This window comes from Roseobacter fucihabitans (genome assembly GCF_014337925.2).
In the GTDB taxonomy this organism is placed as follows: Bacteria; Pseudomonadota; Alphaproteobacteria; order Rhodobacterales; family Rhodobacteraceae; genus Roseobacter; species Roseobacter fucihabitans.
The window spans coordinates 2,659,607-2,675,295 of the sequence record NZ_CP143423.1 but is presented as its reverse complement, the minus strand read 5'-3'; the positions used below and the strand labels follow the sequence as shown (position 1 = coordinate 2,675,295).

The window sequence follows — 15,689 nt, the reverse complement described above, 5'->3', positions numbered from 1 at the left end:
CCTTGCGTCAGCCGTTTGCTCAGCGTCAACTTCTTCAGAGAAAGACCAGAATATGTCTATAGGAATTCAAGCTTTACTCGCTTTTGCGCCCATTGCGCTTGCCGGTATCCTGTTGGTCGGATTGCGATGGCCGGCACGCAACGCGATGCCGCTGGTGTATCTGTCCGCAGCACTTATTGCGCTGTTTTTCTGGGGCATGCCGTTCAGCCGTGTCGCTGCATCGACGGTGCAAGGCCTGTTGATCACCGTATCGGTTCTGTGGATCATTTTTGGCGCGATCTTGCTGCTCAACACGCTCAAACACAGCGGCGCAATCACGACGATCCGTTCCGGGTTTACCGAGATCAGCCCGGACCGACGGGTGCAGATGATCATCATTGTCTGGCTGTTTGGATCCTTCATCGAAGGCGCGTCTGGTTTTGGCACCCCCGCCGCGATCGTTGCGCCCCTGCTTGTGGCGATCGGGTTCCCGGCCATGGCCGCTGTCGTCATGGGCATGATGGTACAAAGCACGCCCGTTTCATTTGGCGCGGTTGGCACACCCATCGTGATCGGTGTGACAAGCGGTCTGGATAAGGTCGCGGTGACTGCGCAGCTTGAAGCGCAGGGATCGTCCTGGGAAGCCTTCTATGGCACTATTGTCTCAAATGTGGCGATGACCCATGCTTTGGTTGGGCTGTTTATGCCGATCCTGATGGTGATGATGATGACCCGTTTCTTTGGCGCGCATAAATCCTGGACGGAGGGTCTGTCGATTGTGCCATTTGCGCTTTTTGCCGCTGCGTGTTTCTCGGTGCCCTACGCGCTTGCGGGCGTCTTTCTCGGGCCGGAATTCCCCTCCCTGATCGGTGCGTTGGTTGCACTTGCCATTGTGGTGACGGCAGCGCGCAAGGGGTTTTTGCTGCCCAAGGACAACTGGGATTTTGCGCCCGCCGAGCAATGGCCCTCGGAGTGGATTGGTGATCTGGAGATCAAGCTCGAAAAACTGACCGACAAAGCGCCCATTTCTTCCGTGATGGCATGGACACCCTATATTTTGGTCGCAGGTATCCTGGTGCTCAGCCGTGTCTGGCCTGACTTCAAAAGCTTCCTGGTCTCAGTCTCTTTTGGAATGAAGGATATCTTTGGCGAAACTGGCATTTCGGCAAGCATCCAACCGCTCTATCTGCCTGGTGGCATCTTGGTTTTCGTCGCCCTTATGACGGTGCTGTTGCACCGCATGAAACCTGCGCAATTCGGGGAGGCTGTGGGCGAGTCTGCAAAGCTGCTGGTGGGTGCCGGATTCGTGCTGGCCTTTACAATTCCGATGGTCCGGATCCTGATTAACTCAGGCGTCAACACCGCGGATTTGATGAGCATGCCCGTTGCCATGTCGACCTGGCTGGCAGCGGTCGTCGGTGACGTCTATCCGTTCTTCACCGCAACGGTGGGCGCATTGGGGGCCTTTATTGCCGGAAGCAACACCGTCAGCAACATGATGCTCAGCCAGTTTCAATACGGCGTGGCGGAACAACTGGGACAATCGACACCGATGATCATAGCCCTGCAGGCGGTCGGTGCGGCTGCCGGTAACATGATCGCCATTCACAACGTGGTCGCCGCGGCGGCAACCGTGGGCTTTCTGGGGCGTGAAGGGGCTGTATTATCGAAAACAATCATTCCGACGATCTATTATCTGGTCTTTACCGGGATCATTGGTGTCGTTGTGATGGCTCTGTAAACAACCGGTACGGGCGCATTCGGGCCGGCTGCCGTAACGCCGGGATGCGCCCAATCGATAAGAAACAACGCAAATAATATGGCGGACATCGATACGTCGGCCTCCGGGATGTAAATGCGGATCGCAGTCTTCAGCACAAAACCCTACGATGTAAAATACCTGGCGCAGGCGAGCGGCGACACGCATGAGCTGGCCTTCTTTGACGCGCGCCTGTCGCTGGACACCGTGCCGCTTGCAGCCGGTGCGCAGGTCATTTGCCCCTTTGTCAATGACGACCTCAGTGAACCGGTCATCGCCGCGTTGGCCGATGGCGGTGTCAAGCTGATCGCGCTTCGTTCAGCCGGGTTCAACCACGTCGATCTTGCCGCCGCAGATAAGGCGGGCATTGTCGTGGCACGCGTCCCGGCCTATTCGCCGCATGCCGTCGCGGAACACTCCGTGGCAATGATGCTAACGCTCAATCGCAAAACTCACCGTGCCTATAACGGTGTCCGGGAGGGGAATTTTGCGCTCGATGGGCTGCTTGGCTTTGATCTGCACGCAAAAACGGTCGGCATTGTCGGGACCGGCCAGATCGGCGCGGTTGTGGCCCGGATCCTGAACGGTTTTGGCTGCTGCCTGCTCGCCCATGATCCAGTGCAGAACCCGGCCTGCGAGGCGCTCGGTGTGCGCTATGTCGGCCTTGATGAACTTTTTGGCCTCAGCGACGTGATCACTTTGCAATGTCCGCTCACCCCCCAGACGCACCACCTGATTGATGCGGTGGCAATTGCGAAGATGAAGCGTGGCGTAATGCTGATCAACACCAGTCGCGGCGCGGTCGTAGATACGGGCGCGATGATCGGAGGTTTGAAAAGCGGCGTGATCGGCAGCGTCGGTCTTGACGTTTACGAAGAGGAGGCGGATCTCTTCTTTCAGGATTTGTCCAACAGCTTCATTTCGGACGATCTGTTTGCGCGCCTGCTGACATTTCCCAACGTCTTGATCACCGGACATCAGGGGTTTTTTACTCATGAGGCCCTGACCGCCATTGCTGAGATGACAATCGCCAACGTGACGGGTTTTCAGCGCGATGGGGAACCTCTTTACCGCGTGCCGGGGGCGAGCGATAGATAACTCTCGACCCCCTCATGGGCTTTGGCAAGGGAGCGCGCAGACCAATTCCGCCACGCCCTCACAACCAACTCTGGTGCGCAGCGCCCTTCGATCAATCGCTGATTTGTCAAATGTGACATCGTCTCGATCCAACCTTTGACACCACCCCAAACATTCTGGCTGTGAATCCAGAACGAAATGCGGCAACCATCTACATAGGGAAAAAAGATGGATTGAGACCATGTCGATAGACTTCTGGACACAAGAGCTTGCGCAGCATTGGCAGATCACAGCGCAGCTCCAAGCGCTTGACGGGGAGTATGATCTTAACTTTCTTGCGGCCACCCAAGATGGGCAGGGCTATATTCTGAAAGTCATGCGTCCGGGCTGCGCGTCGGACTTGATCGACATGCAAATCAAGGCGTTTGACCATATACGGCAGAACGATCCCACAGTGCCGGTGCCCTCAGTTGTGCGTTGCAAGGACGGGCGACGCTATGCAGAAATCCGCGACGCAAACGGCGAGCTCAGGCTTTTATGGGTGCTGACAAAACGGGCGGGGCGTTGCTATGCGAAGATTGCGCCCAAAAGCCTCGCGTTGATCCAGGATGTTGGGGCCGTCTTAGGTCGGTGCGCCACTGCGCTGAAAAGCTTTGAACACCCCGGACTTCTTCGCGACTTCAAATGGAACCTGACACAGGCCGATTGGTTCACCGCACAGATCGACAGCATTCAGGATACTCAGCGGCGGGTCCTAATAGAAGAAATCGGAAACGATTTCAGACAAATACAGACCGCGCTTAAAGCGATGCCGCATCAGGCCATCCACAATGACGCGAATGACTATAACATTCTGGTCGAGGGTCGGCTTGGCGCTGATCTTTCAGTTTCCGGGCTGATCGATCTGGGCGATATGTGTGCAGCACCACGGGTTTGCGATCTGGCGATTGCCGCCGCATATATCGTATTGGATCATGATCATCCTGAACGGGCACTTGCGGCTCTGGTGGCAGGTTTTCACAGCACCTCTCCGCTTCAAGCGCGCGAGGTTGATTTGATTTGGCCGCTGTTGCGCGCGCGCCTGGCGGTCAGCGTGGTGAATTCAACCCTGATGGCTGCACAGAACCCGGATGATCCCTACGTCACGATATCCCAAGCGCCCGCATGGCGGTTTCTGGAACGGGTCCACAGCCACCCCAACATGATCAATGCACGCTTGCGCGCAGCATGCGGCCTGCCTGTCACAGAGGGCGCTGAGCGTGTTCTGGATTGGTTGGCAGGGCAGGGCGATTTTGCCCCAATTACGGACATGAAACTGGATGAGGTCCCCATGGGCGCGCTTTCGGTTGAGCATTCCTCAGAACCGCAGAACCCCTTTGCCATGACCCCCTCCGAAGCCGCCGCCTTGGGAGGGCTTGATGCACAGGCAAATGACCTTTGGTTGGGGTATTATCGCGAGCCGCGGTTGATCTACACCGACGATGCCTTTCGGGCGGGTCCCTTCAAAGCAGATGATCGGCGCAGCGTGCATTTGGGCGTTGATATCTTTGCCCCCGCCGGAACGTCTGTTCATGCGCCTCTGCGCGGCCAGGTGATGGTGGCCGAATACCGATCTGACCCGCTCGATTACGGCGGCATGATTGTTCTGAGGCATGAAACACCGCAGGGCGACGGTTTTTACACGCTTTACGGTCACCTTGATCCGATGTTTCTGGACCAGCTTCAGATTGGGGATTGGGTTGAAGCGGGCGCGGTTTTTTGCGCCTTTGGGGCGCAGAATGTGAATGGCGGTTGGGCCCCGCACCTGCATTTTCAATTTCTGATGACTGCGGATGGCATGGCACCCTCCTGGCCGGGTGTGGCCGATCCTGATGATTTGCAAATGTGGGAGGCACTCTGTCCCAACCCCGCGGTGCTTCTCAATCTGCCCGCTACAAAACTGGCCTATGCCGCTGCGGCAAAATCTGAGGAACAGACCAAACGCCAGCGTTATTTTGCGGGGAACCTCAGTTTGACCTATTCAGAACCTGTCATGGTGTTGCGCGGTTGGTGCCACCACTTGTTTGACGAATGGGGGCGGGTCTATCTGGATGCCTACAACAATGTCCCGCATGTCGGGCATGCCCATCCGCGCATCCAGAACGTGGCCGCCGAACAGCTTAAACGCATCAATTCCAACACGCGGTATCTGCACCCGGCGCAAACTGCTTTTGCCGAGAAAATCCTGTCCAAGCTGCCCGCGAGCTTTGAGGTGTGCTTTTTTGTCAATTCCGGATCAGAGGCCAACGAGCTGGCGCTGCGTTTGGCCCGCGCCCACACCGGTGACAAGGGAATGATCACGCCCGATCACGGATATCACGGCAATACCACCGGCGCGATTGATATCTCGGCTTACAAATTCGCTAAACCCGGCGGGGTCGGACAAGCGGATTGGGTGGAATTGGTTGATGTCGCGGATGATTATCGCGGACGCTTTGGGCGCAATGATCCCGATCGTGCCCAGCAGTTTGCCAATCTGGTGGATCCGGCGATCGCCGCACTCAAAACCAAAGGCCACGGCGTGGCGGGGTTTATCGCAGAAACCTTTCCATCCGTGGGTGGCCAGATCATTCCCCCGGATGGGTATTTGCCAAAAGTGTATGAAAAAATCCGCGCGGCAGGGGGTGTTTGCATTGCCGATGAAGTACAGACTGGACTGGGTCGCCTGGGCGAATACTATTTTGGCTTTGAGCAGCAAGGTGCCGTGCCTGACGTGGTTGTCCTGGGCAAACCCATCGGGAATGGCCATCCGATTGGTGTGGTCGTGACCACACGCCATATTGCCGAGGCTTTCGACAATGGTATCGAGTTTTTCTCTACCTTTGGCGGCTCAACACTGTCTTGCCGCATCGGAAAAGAGGTTTTGGATATTGTGGATGCGGAAAACCTTCAAAACAACGCCAAACGCATGGGCGACCGGTTGATGACACAGCTGCGCGATATCGAGCAGCGCTTTGACACTGTGGGCGATGTGCGCGGCATGGGTCTTTTTGTAGGCGTTGAATTGATCAACCCTGATGGCAGCGAAAGCCCTGAGATTTGTGCCTATGTCAAAAATCGGATGCGGGATCATCGCATCTTGATCGGAAGCGAAGGGCCCAAAGACAACATCCTGAAAATACGACCGCCCCTTACCATTCAAGCCGATGATATTGACATGATTGCAGCGACGCTGGAAAAAATACTGGCGGAAGTAGAACTTTGGCAGAGCTAGCGTATGCGTTATGCGGCAAGCGGTTTTAAGGAGGGCTGAGGGCGATTTTTGAACACCGCCGTGGGTTGCGAATACCTGATCTATGGCGCTCCCATCCCGTTGATTTCGCTGTAGCGGTTTTTTGGAGCCTTAAGGGTTTCCAGCTCCAATACCCACATCATTGCATTTATTACTTCATCCTTTGGAGTTCTGGAATATCAGCTGGCCGGTGTCCTTTTGTTTATGGCCCTTGACGGTGGCTGTGAGGCCGCGGGATAGGTGGGTGTCCTTCGACGCATCAAGCCCGACGTAGGCAATTTCCCGTTGGCCTTTCATACCGGTTGCCCAAAATGAAGGGCAGCGAGATGTCAGGCCGCCCCTTGGAAACCAGCATAAAACGTCAAAACACCAAGCCACCGCGCGAAAGATATGCGGTCTTTTGCCGGTTCAATGCGGCTGTCCGTTCCTTCAACAAACTGCGTTTGCCATGTAGAATTCGCGTAACACCAAAATAATGGGAAGTGTTTCTTTCTGCGGCTCCAGCTCCATCACCATGCGCGCCAGAACGGCGGTTTTAACCCTATCCGTCTTTGTCAGAAAAACTCTCGCTTGGGCAAATCGAGCCGTAAATAGCTGATTAACCTTCACCAAGGGGTATTTTGCCCGGTGAAGGGCATGCCCAAATGCGCGATGATAGGCCCCCAGTCGGTTCAAAAATCACCATTCTGAGGGGTTGTTCACGCGCCCACTGCAGGAACTTTCGAAAACCGTTCATATCGTTCTCAAACTGAGCATACCTGCCATCTGGCAAGCTATGAACATCAAGATGCACCTTCGACACATCTACACCGATCGCTTGAAGCGTCATTTTCCGAATCCTCTGCTTGTCATTCGGGGCCGCTGGCCCCCTCTTATCCATTCAGGCCATGGGAAAAAGACGGGGACGATCTTACTCTAGTACGGTTCTTTGAAAACTCGCGCGGTGCCGCCCCATCCCCGCCACAAACGCCGCGCTGGTCGATGGCGCTAGTGTGACGCAAGAGCCAAGACGTTCATAAAACAACGAGGGCAGAGGTCAGCGCGTTTGAGCCAGAACATCCCTCAGAGCGACGGCCAGGAGTTCCGCCCATTTTTCAACCTGTACTTCCGTTTCTACCTGATCGTTACAGACTTCAATCAGGCTGTGGCGCAGGCCGCGAGGTTCTGCGTGCTGTGGAATAAACCAGTCGCCGTCCTCTTCGATTTGATAGGGTTCATTGAGCGCGACAGTCAACGCCGGGTCCGCCCGCGTGATGCTTTCAAGGATGGTTTGTGCGGTGGGCAAATCGCGGCGGCATAAGATACCCGCATCCCATGTGCGCCGCTCACCTAGCTGCATCTGTCGCGTGAAAGTGTGAATTGAAAAACCCGCGCGGCGCGGCGCACGCAAAAACCCATCTTGGATCGCGTCATTCAAGGGGTCGAAGATCGTGCTTTGACGCTGCGCACGGGCCTTGGGATCAAGCCCCTGATTTGCCGGAATAACCACCGTGTCACTCACTTCTGGAATCGAGCCGGCTGAATGTGGCGGGCGATTGCAATCCAGGACTAACCTGCTGTAGCGTTGCAAAATGAGCGGCGCGTCCAGTTTCTCAGCAACCGCTCTTGCCAGTTTCTCGGCACCAATGTCCCATCCGATGTGCCGATCAATCGCCCCCTTGGGAAGCCCAAGGTCGTACAAATGCGACGGGATTGCTTGTCCTGCATGTTCACATAGCAGCAGAACTTCAGCTTGGCTGTCGGCATTTATCCACTCAACAGGTGCCGGGTCGTTATGCACCGCCCCTACGTGCCTTGCCTCGGCATCGCCCATTACACCCCCCTTTGCGCTCTCTGAGCCTGCGCCCGTCCCATTATGAACGATTGGCGTTTTTGGCGGGCAGCAACCCGTCCGGGCGCCATAGCAACGCTGCGATCACGAGCGCCAACACAATGGCATCACGGTAAGGGGAAAGGCTGTCCGGCAGAAAGGCCTGCGTCAGCACTTCGAGGATCCCGATCACAAAGCCCCCGAGCACAGCCCCGCCAAGGCTGCCCAATCCGCCCAGAACCGTTGCGATAAAGGCCTTGAGCACTGGGAAAAAGCCCATCATCGGATCGACAGATCCTCGCTGGGCCGTCCAGATCACGGCAGCAATACCAGCGAGCAATCCCGATATTGCAAAGGCAATCGCCACCACGCGATTGGCCCGCACCCCTAATAGCTTCAGCATTTCAATGTCTTCGGCGGCGGCGCGCATTGCCATACCCGTCGCAGTTCTGCGCAACACAAGCGTCAGCGCCGTGAGCGACGCCAGAGCGACGATGATCGAAACCGTCGGGACAACGCCGATCGTCGCCCCGCCCACCTGATAGGTGCCCGACCAGGCGGATGGAAAAGAAATCGGCACCGGGCGGGCGGAGATGCCGTTTTGGAAAAGCACCTTGAGGATTTCGGACACGGCAAAGCTGGTGATCAGCAAGGTCACAACATCCGCGCCGCGCATCGCGCGGAATGCGGTGCGCTCCAACGTCAGTGCCATCACCACCGCAGCGCCAATCCCGACGGCCAATGCGGATACCGGCGACATGCCAAAAGCAAGCGCGAGAAATATGCCGTACCCGCCAAAGGTCATGATATCGCCATGGGCAAAGTTGATCAGCCCGACGATGGAAAAGACGATTGCCAATCCCAAAGCCAGCATCGCATAGACGCCGCCGAGGCTGATCGCGTTGATCGATTGTTGTAAGATCAAATCCATGTGTCAGGCCGCCAGATAGGCCGCTTGCAGCAGCTTGTCATTTTTCAAATCCCCTGGTGCCCCTGCGGCGGCCACCTCGCCGTTGGCCAGGATCACCGCGTGATCCGCCACATCAAGTGCGAGCGTCGCGTTTTGTTCGACCAGAAGGATCGAAATGCCTTCATCGCGCAACTCTTCGACAATCCCGAAAATTGTATCAACCATTTGCGGTGCAAGCCCAAGGGAAGGTTCATCCATCAGCAACAGACGCGGACCGCTCATCAAGGCACGGGCGACTGCCAGCATCTGCTGTTCGCCACCCGACAACAGGCCCGCCAATTGCTTGCGTCGCTCGCCCAGGATGGGGAACCGTTCCATCATGGCGGCTTTTTGGCGTGCCGCGCGCGCACCATCCCCCAGAACAGACCCCGCCAAGGTCAAATTATCCTCTACCGACAGGGCAGAAAACACGCGCCGCCCTTCCGGAGAAATGGCAACGCCTGCCCGCACAATGGCGTCAGGCGTTGCCCCTGTCATATCTTGCCCAAAGATGGAAACCGACCCCGCATGGATCTTGCGTGCACCCGCAATGGCCATCACCGTTGATGTCTTGCCGGCACCATTTGCACCCAACAATGCGGTGACGCCGCCTTTGGCCGCGATCAGGTCGACGCCGCGCGCCGCCTGTACCGGACCATATCGGACGTCGAGCCCTTTGAGGGTGAGTGCAGTTTCCATCCCCAAATGCCTTTACGGTTGCGGCAGTGTTTCAGGGTCCGCAGTGGTCCGCAGAACGAATTCTTTGTCACCGGCCCCGGTGATGCGCGCGACAACCACATCGCGCAGCGGCATCCGGTCGGTCCCCTTGAACGTAAAGTCGGACATGATGCCCTTGCCGTTTTCGATCTCGGCCATCGCCGCAGCAACTGCACCGGGTTCAGTCGAGCCCGCTGCCATCACGGCTTGTTCAATCATATTTGCGATGTCACAGCCGTTGACGTAGTAATTATTATCCGGCGTCGTGCCGGTCGCCGCTTTGAAATCATCGATGAACTTGGCATAATCGGACCCTTCATGCGGGAAGCCACCCGAGGTATGCACGACACCGTCAACGACATCGCCCAATCCCCGCACCGTGGGGGTATCCAGCACATCGCCGCCCATTACTTGTGTATCAAGGCCCGCACCACGCAAGGCTTTGATAAAGGCGGGGAAGTCAGGCTCCCACGCCCAGGTGACGATCACATCAGGTGTAGGCTCTGCGGCCTTGATCGTTGTCACAATTGCCGAGAAATCCGGCTGGTTGAGCGAGTAATTCGAGGTGCCGACAATATTGCCGCCCAAGCTCTCGAACACTTCACCAAAATACTCGGGACCGCCAAGCGTATAGGCGCTGTCCGGTGATTTCACCAAATAGACATTCTCGAACCCCTGGTCGCGCGCGTACCCCGCAAGGACCGCGCCTTGCTGGTTGTCGGCTGGATAGCTACCAAACACATGGGTGCCGACCTGCGTCAGAACGGGGGCGGTTCCGGCAAAGGTCATCGTGGGGATGCCATCCGCCATCGTGATTTGAGCCGCGGCGATGGTCGGGTCCGCATCCGCAGAGGACACGATGAACTGAGCGCCGTCATCTATCATCTCCTGCACCACTTTTACGCCCTCGGCGATGTCAGAGCGGGTGTCTTTGACGATGGTCTTGACCATATGCGTGCCATTCAGCCCGCCTGCTGCGTTTTTCTGATCGATGCAGAACTGAAACCCGGCATAGGCAGGGCCGTCATAGGGAGCGAGATATCCCGATTGCGCGGACATCACGCCGATCACGTAATCCTCTGCCTGAACGGCACCTGCAAGCACAAGCGCGCTTGTCGTGGTGAGTAGAAGCTTTCTTAAAATCATGGTCTTACTCCTTGTTTTAGGTTATTTTCTTCTTCCTTGGTAACGGCCGCAGCGGTTCTGCCCCGACCGATATAGGCCTCAATGACCGCAGGGTTTGCGCGGACATCTTCCGGGGTACCCTGTGCGATCAACGTGCCCCTGTGCATCACGACCGTCCAACTGGAGAGGCGGTTTACAAACCTCAGATCGTGATCAATCAGCAAAATCCCCAAGCCACGTTCGTCGCGTATTTTGACCAGACGATCCGCAAGATCATCTGTCTCAGAGGGGTTCATGCCGGCTGCGGGCTCATCCAGCAGCAGAATGACGGGTTCTTGTGCCAAGGCGCGTGCAACTTCCAGACGCTTGCGCGCGCCGTAAGGTAGGGACTGTGCTGGCGTTGCAGCCCATGCGCCCAGATCGAAAGCCTGCAATTCGCGTAATGCCACTTCTGCTGCGCGCCGCCGCGTATGCCCTGCGGCCAAGGCCGATACAATGACATTTTCGTAAACCGTCAGCCCCTGAAACAGTCGCAGGTTTTGAAAACTGCGTGAAATACCTGCCCTGGCGATGTCCTCGCGGGATACGGTGCTCAGATCGTGATCAGACAGGCGCGTTTGGCCGCCATCAGCGTGGTATTGTCTGGTAATCAGATTGACCAAGGTCGATTTGCCCGCGCCATTGGGGCCGATCAATCCGGTGACGCGCCCCGTTGGTGCCTCAAAGCTCATGTTCGTGACGGCCTTCACACCAGCAAAGCTCTTGGAAAGACCGTCCGCGACCAAAACACTCTCTTTGACGCGCGTCGGTGCTGGTGCGGGGTCTGACGGTCTGATGATGTTCTTGAACAATCTTGCGCCCGCGCCCGGACCCAATTCAAAACTGCCGACCAAACCGGTTGGCCGCAGCCAGATCACCAAGAGGATCGCAAGTCCCAAAGAGACGGTTGTCAGGCCGAAAACCGCGGGGATTGCGATGCCAAACAGATCAAAGCCGCCTTCGAATTGACGCACGCCATCTTGTAGCAGCGTCACCCCAATAACGCCCGTAACGGCCCCGCCGACCGAGGCCATGCCACCGACAATCATCATCGCCACATGGGCAAACACCAGTGAGAGGTAAAATGAGGCGGGCGAAAACGCACCCAGCATATGCCCGTAAAGCGCCCCCGCAACAGCGCACATCATGCCCGATAAACACCAGCTGACAAATCGCGTTTGTTGCGGGTTGATCCCCAAAGCTGCTGCCGCATCCGGATCATCGCGCGCCGCGCGTGCAAACAGCCCCGCCGGGCTTTCACGGTAAAGACGGGCCAGAATGATAAACACCACGGCAGCGCCAAACGCCAAGGTCAGATCAACAACGCGGGGCACACCAAAAAAGGTCTGACTGCCGCGTGTGATCTCGCGCGCGCCAACAGCGACACTGTGGGTAATGATCAAAAGGCCCAGCGAAGCGATCGCCGCCGATGCGCCCATCAGGCGGGCAATGGCGCTCCCGCTCAGGGCGGCAAAGGCCAGCCCGGCTAGCGCAACCAGAGGCAAAGAGAGCCACAGCGACATCTCATGCCCTGCCAAAAAGCTTGGTAAATCTGGCAGCGCCGTACGCTGGATCGCCGCGGGCATCGTTAAAATGCCTGAAACATATGCTCCGATGGCCATAAAGGCACCATGGCCAAATGATACGATCCCGGTATTGCCGCAGTACACGCAAAGCGCCACGACAGCGGCCACATTAATACACATCTGGACCGCAATGCGTTCCCCGGAACGGCCAAAAACAACAGTCAGGACAAGCACAACCGCGCCCAGCAGTGCCAGACACACCGCTGTGCGCGCGATATTGGCCGCCCGAAGTCGCGCAGGATGCGACAGAAGCGCGCTGTCACTCATTTGGTGCACCGGCTTTGCGGCCCACACTCACCCATTGTGGGTCAACTCGTCGAGCAATTCCTGCGTTGTGACTTGCCGGCAATACCCCTTGATCGCGCGCAATGAGGTCTCATGGCGGTCCATGGAGTAGGTCAGACAAGCGTCTGTAACCTGTGTCACCAAATACCCAAGGTCGCAGGCATCGCGAATGGCGCTCTCCACACATTGGTCCGTGATCAGACCACATAGCACAATTTGTTTTACCCCAAGATTGCGCAGGATGTAGTCGATATGCGTGGAGACAAAGACCGACGAAGAGGTCTTGGGTAAAACGATTTCATCCTCGTCCGGTGCGATTTCATCAATGACTTTGCCATCCCAGGAGCCTTTGGGCACATTGAACCCGGTGATTTTGTAATCAAGGCTGCGATCACGCCCATCCTTGGTCAGGCTCTCAATGGTGGTATACATCACTTCGATACCCGCCGCGCGGCATCCCGATTGCAGAGCTTGCATATTTGGCACCACGCGGCTGTTGAGCTGCTCAAAGAACCAGCCATAGCTTTTGTCAAATTCCGCATCCGTCAGGTCTTTGAATTCCGCACCCTCTCTCTTTGCGCTGAAGTTTTGCACGTCAATAAAGAGGAGGCCCGATTGATCAGGGACCAACGGGACCTCACGGGTCAGAATCGCATTCGTGTTGCTGGTCATCATGTCCTCTTAGGATTGTGCGAGCATCTTCAGACACCACAGAAAAAGGAGGTGTTCTGAGCAGGCATGGGCATCCGTGATCCGTTTTCGTTCGGTAAAGCAAACGAAACTAATATTTCATTGTCAATAAAAATTGTTGACGTGAAATTATAATTCGAACACCTTTGTTGAAAAGAAAGGCAATTACCGGCATATGATGATCCGTGAGCGTATTGAAAAAGAAGCGGAAAACCTGACGACCGGAGAGCGCAAGCTTGCCGCGACCATTTTGTCGGACTATCCGTTTGCGGGTCTGTCGCCGATCCATGAGCTTGCAAAACACTCCGAGGTGTCGGCGCCATCCATCTCCCGCTTTGTGACCAAGATTGGTTTGGAGGGTTATCAGGAATTCCAGCGCGAGCTGATTTCCGAGCTTAAACAAGGCCTGCGCTCGCCGATCGAGCTTCATGCGCCCAACAGGCAGGTAGAAGGTGGTTTTCTCAAGGATTTCATCGCAAAATCCACGTCTCAAATGGCGATTGCCGCAGATGCCATTACCGAAGATCAATTCGTTCAGATATGCGCCTTGCTGACTGACCCGAAACGCCGCATCTACGTGCTGGGCGGGCGGATCAGTGATACGATTGCAAAACACCTGACCTTTCACTTGCAGCTGATCCGGAAGGACGTGTTTCAACTCCCGAGCAATGCGGAGGAATGGCCCGATTATCTGCTGCGGATGCGCCAGGGTGATATTCTCTACATGGTCGATTTTCGCCGCTACGATCCGCTGCTGGAACAGCTGGCGCGCAGGGCCGCCGGGGTGCGTCATGCCCGGATCGTCCTGATGACGGACAAATGGATATCACCAATTTCGAAACATGCCCGGGAAGTCTTGCCCGTCCCCATAGACAGCGGGACGCTATGGGATACCTATTCAGCCGCACTTGCCGTGACAGAAGCCATTGTGACCCGCATCGCTGAGCACAATTGGGACAAAACGCGCGCCCGCATGGAAGCCTGGGAAGACCTCAGGATCGCCCCAAAGGACCAGCAAACATGAACACTATGCCTCTGATTTTTGCAGCCACCAGCGATATCGCAGGTAAGGTGCGTGGCAAGGCATTTCCCGCCGATCAATTGGAAAAGCGTCTGGTGAGGGGGGTTGGCTGGACGCCAACCAATGTCCAGATCACCTGTTTTGACCGCATCGGGGAAAGCCCTTTTGGTGCCTTGGGGGATCTGCTGTTGATACCGGACGGAAATACCGCGGTTGACGTCAGTTTGCCGGGTGGACAGAACGAACATTTCCTCATCGGGGACATTACCAAACTGAACGGCGATCCCTGGGAACTTTGCATGCGCTCACTCCTGAAAGCCGCGCTCAAGCGATTGCATGACGTGGCGGGTGTGCACCTGATTAGCGCCTTTGAGCATGAGTTTCAGCTCAAATCCCCGCCCGCGCTGGAGTATCAGGCCTACGGTCGTGAGGGGTTCGAGTTGCAACGGGAATTGTGTGAAACGCTTATGTTTGCGCTGAAAACAGCCCGATTGGCACCCGACAGCATCATGAAAGAATATGGGCCCAACCAATATGAAGTTGTTGTTGGCCCGGCTCAGGGTGTGCGCTCCGCCGATGAGGCGGTGATATTGCGAGAACTCACCCGCTCCGTGGCGCGCTCCCTGGGCGAGGCGGCGACATTCACACCTATTCGCGATGTGGCCAGTGTTGGGAACGGCGTGCATATCCACATGAGCTTTGTCGATGACGCAGGAACACCGGTCACCTATGATGAGGCCGGCAACTGCGGCATGTCGCAGCTCACCGACGCCTTTGCCGGCGGCGTGCTGAAGTATTTGCCCAGCATTATCGCGCTGACGGCCCCTTCGGTCATTTCATATGAACGCCTGACACCGCACCGTTGGTCCGCCGCCTATAACAATCTTGGGTTTCGCGACAGAGAGGCCTCTTTGCGGGTCTGCCCCGTTACGGCCAAAGATCCGATCTCAATTGCGCAGCAGTTCAACATCGAATATCGCGCTGCTGATGCCGCCGCCTCGCCCTATCTGGCACTGGCGGCGATTGTCCATGCGGGGGCGCAAGGTATTGAGGACGGTTTGTCGGCGGGCCACCCGACAGAAGAAGACCTGTCCCTGCTCCACGAGGAAGCCTTGCACAAACGCGGATTTGTCAGGTTGCCGGAAACGCTTGAGGCCGCAATTGATGCGTTTGAGCAGGATGCAACCGCCACGTCCTGGTTTGGGGACCCGTTTGCGGCCGTGTACCGAGCGCATAAGGCTGCTGAGATTGCACATGTTGCCGATATGGATGTGGTCGAGAGATGCGCGGCCTATGAAGCCACATATTAAGCGCTCGGGTTCGCCGGGTCGGGAAAGCTGGCGGATTTATCTTGGGTATCAGGCATTCGTTTTGTCCGCGC

At 56.6% G+C, this 15,689-nt stretch carries 12 protein-coding genes; 5 read left to right on the top strand and 7 right to left on the bottom strand.

Annotation, left to right across the window (positions count from 1 at the left end; genetic code table 11):
• The first annotated feature begins 52 nt into the window (after positions 1 to 52).
• From ROLI_RS13125 to ROLI_RS13115, 3 genes are all read left to right on the top strand, one after another.
• Positions 53 to 1,720, top strand: a complete 1,668-nt coding sequence (locus ROLI_RS13125; RefSeq protein ID WP_187431500.1) for an L-lactate permease — start codon at positions 53 to 55, stop codon at positions 1,718 to 1,720.
• 114 nt (positions 1,721 to 1,834) lie between these two features.
• On the top strand, positions 1,835 to 2,836 hold the full coding sequence (locus tag ROLI_RS13120; RefSeq protein WP_187431501.1) for a 2-hydroxyacid dehydrogenase: 1,002 nt from the start codon (positions 1,835 to 1,837) through the stop codon (positions 2,834 to 2,836).
• Positions 2,837 to 3,056: 220 nt separating this feature from the next.
• Positions 3,057 to 6,068 (top strand): aminotransferase class III-fold pyridoxal phosphate-dependent enzyme, encoded by a 3,012-nt coding sequence (locus ROLI_RS13115; protein ID WP_187431502.1) that lies wholly within the window; start codon positions 3,057 to 3,059, stop codon positions 6,066 to 6,068.
• Positions 6,069 to 6,684: 616 nt separating this feature from the next.
• Here ROLI_RS13115 and ROLI_RS13110 read toward each other — a convergent pair.
• From ROLI_RS13110 to ROLI_RS13080, 7 genes are all read right to left on the bottom strand, one after another.
• Positions 6,685 to 6,915, bottom strand: coding sequence for a hypothetical protein (locus ROLI_RS13110; protein ID WP_187431503.1), 231 nt, complete (start codon positions 6,913 to 6,915; stop codon positions 6,685 to 6,687).
• A gap of 207 nt (positions 6,916 to 7,122) precedes the next feature.
• Complete coding sequence (locus ROLI_RS13105; RefSeq protein WP_187431504.1) at positions 7,123 to 7,899, bottom strand: N-formylglutamate amidohydrolase; 777 nt, start codon at positions 7,897 to 7,899, stop codon at positions 7,123 to 7,125.
• A gap of 40 nt (positions 7,900 to 7,939) precedes the next feature.
• On the bottom strand, positions 7,940 to 8,827 hold the full coding sequence (locus ROLI_RS13100) for a branched-chain amino acid ABC transporter permease (protein WP_222869648.1): 888 nt from the start codon (positions 8,825 to 8,827) through the stop codon (positions 7,940 to 7,942).
• A gap of 3 nt (positions 8,828 to 8,830) precedes the next feature.
• On the bottom strand, positions 8,831 to 9,544 hold the full coding sequence (locus tag ROLI_RS13095) for an ABC transporter ATP-binding protein (protein WP_187431505.1): 714 nt from the start codon (positions 9,542 to 9,544) through the stop codon (positions 8,831 to 8,833).
• Positions 9,545 to 9,556: 12 nt separating this feature from the next.
• Entirely contained in the window at positions 9,557 to 10,708 is a 1,152-nt protein-coding gene (locus ROLI_RS13090) for an ABC transporter substrate-binding protein (RefSeq protein ID WP_187431506.1), read from the bottom strand.
• On the bottom strand, positions 10,705 to 12,579 hold the full coding sequence (locus tag ROLI_RS13085) for an ABC transporter permease subunit (protein ID WP_187431507.1): 1,875 nt from the start codon (positions 12,577 to 12,579) through the stop codon (positions 10,705 to 10,707). The genes ROLI_RS13090 and ROLI_RS13085 overlap by 4 nt, the downstream gene beginning before the upstream one ends.
• Before the next feature lie 27 nt (positions 12,580 to 12,606).
• Positions 12,607 to 13,269 (bottom strand): isochorismatase family cysteine hydrolase, encoded by a 663-nt coding sequence (locus tag ROLI_RS13080; protein WP_222869649.1) that lies wholly within the window; start codon positions 13,267 to 13,269, stop codon positions 12,607 to 12,609.
• 193 nt (positions 13,270 to 13,462) lie between these two features.
• Between ROLI_RS13080 and ROLI_RS13075 the strand changes: the two genes are divergently transcribed.
• Both ROLI_RS13075 and ROLI_RS13070 read left to right on the top strand, forming a co-directional pair.
• The gene (locus ROLI_RS13075) at positions 13,463 to 14,311 is read left to right on the top strand and encodes a MurR/RpiR family transcriptional regulator (RefSeq protein WP_187431509.1); all 849 of its coding nucleotides are present in this window, start codon (positions 13,463 to 13,465) and stop codon (positions 14,309 to 14,311) included.
• A complete protein-coding gene (locus ROLI_RS13070; protein ID WP_187431510.1) occupies positions 14,308 to 15,618 on the top strand; it encodes a glutamine synthetase family protein in 1,311 nt (436 codons plus the stop codon). The genes ROLI_RS13075 and ROLI_RS13070 overlap by 4 nt, the downstream gene beginning before the upstream one ends.
• Positions 15,619 to 15,689: the final 71 nt, after the last annotated feature.

Bases quoted from the DNA above. Each gene is read 5' to 3' on its own strand.
- ROLI_RS13125 (WP_187431500.1), top strand. From the start codon at position 53: ATGTCTATAGGAATTCAAGCTTTACTCGCTTTTGCGCCCATTGCGCTT.
- ROLI_RS13120 (WP_187431501.1), top strand. From the start codon at position 1,835: ATGCGGATCGCAGTCTTCAGCACAAAACCCTACGATGTAAAATACCTG.
- ROLI_RS13115 (WP_187431502.1), top strand. From the start codon at position 3,057: ATGTCGATAGACTTCTGGACACAAGAGCTTGCGCAGCATTGGCAGATC.
- ROLI_RS13110 (WP_187431503.1), bottom strand. From the start codon at position 6,915: ATGACGCTTCAAGCGATCGGTGTAGATGTGTCGAAGGTGCATCTTGAT.
- ROLI_RS13105 (WP_187431504.1), bottom strand. From the start codon at position 7,899: ATGGGCGATGCCGAGGCAAGGCACGTAGGGGCGGTGCATAACGACCCG.
- ROLI_RS13100 (WP_222869648.1), bottom strand. From the start codon at position 8,827: ATGGATTTGATCTTACAACAATCGATCAACGCGATCAGCCTCGGCGGC.
- ROLI_RS13095 (WP_187431505.1), bottom strand. From the start codon at position 9,544: ATGGAAACTGCACTCACCCTCAAAGGGCTCGACGTCCGATATGGTCCG.
- ROLI_RS13090 (WP_187431506.1), bottom strand. From the start codon at position 10,708: ATGATTTTAAGAAAGCTTCTACTCACCACGACAAGCGCGCTTGTGCTT.
- ROLI_RS13085 (WP_187431507.1), bottom strand. From the start codon at position 12,579: ATGAGTGACAGCGCGCTTCTGTCGCATCCTGCGCGACTTCGGGCGGCC.
- ROLI_RS13080 (WP_222869649.1), bottom strand. From the start codon at position 13,269: ATGACCAGCAACACGAATGCGATTCTGACCCGTGAGGTCCCGTTGGTC.
- ROLI_RS13075 (WP_187431509.1), top strand. From the start codon at position 13,463: ATGATGATCCGTGAGCGTATTGAAAAAGAAGCGGAAAACCTGACGACC.
- ROLI_RS13070 (WP_187431510.1), top strand. From the start codon at position 14,308: ATGAACACTATGCCTCTGATTTTTGCAGCCACCAGCGATATCGCAGGT.